Genomic DNA, 627 nt, shown 5'->3' on the forward strand with positions numbered 1-627 from the left:
AAAAAATATAGCTAACCACTAATATATCATGTCAGTGTTCGCTTAACTTGCTAGCATGATGCTAATTTCGTGGCATGGCGAAAATCCGTAGATCTGAAGAGACCTGCGGTTCTTTTTATATAGAGCGTAAATACATTCAATACCTTTTAAAGTATTCTTTGCCGTATTGATACTTTGATATCTTGTCTTTCTTACTTTAATATGACGGTGATCTTGCTCAATGAGGTTATTCAGATATTTCGATGTACAATGACAGTCAGGTTTAAGTTTAAAAACTTTAATTACTTTAGCCATTGCTACCTTCGTTGAAGGTGCCTGATCTGTAATTACCTTTTTAGGTTTTCCAAATTGTTTAATGAGACGTTTGATAAACGCATATGCCGAATGATTATCTCGTTGCTTACGCAACCAAATATCTAATGTATGTCCCTCTGCATCAATGGCACGATATAAATAGCTCCATTTTCCTTTTATTTTGATGTACGTCTCATCAATACGCCATTTGTAATAAGCTTTTTTATGCTTTTTCTTCCAAATTTGATATAAAATTGGGGCATATTCTTGAACCCAACGGTAGACCGTTGAATGATGAACGTTTACACCACGTTCCCTTAATATTTCAGATAT

At 34.3% G+C, this 627-nt stretch carries 1 protein-coding gene; it reads right to left on the reverse strand.

The features are described 5' to 3' along the window. Positions 1 to 42: 42 nt before the first annotated feature. The coding region (locus HMPREF2576_RS08285; RefSeq protein WP_070861195.1) for an IS6-like element IS257 family transposase at positions 43 to 627 on the reverse strand (585 nt) is incomplete at its 5' end.

The organism is Staphylococcus sp. HMSC063F05 (assembly GCF_001837075.1).
Classification (GTDB): Bacteria; Bacillota; Bacilli; order Staphylococcales; family Staphylococcaceae; genus Staphylococcus; species Staphylococcus epidermidis.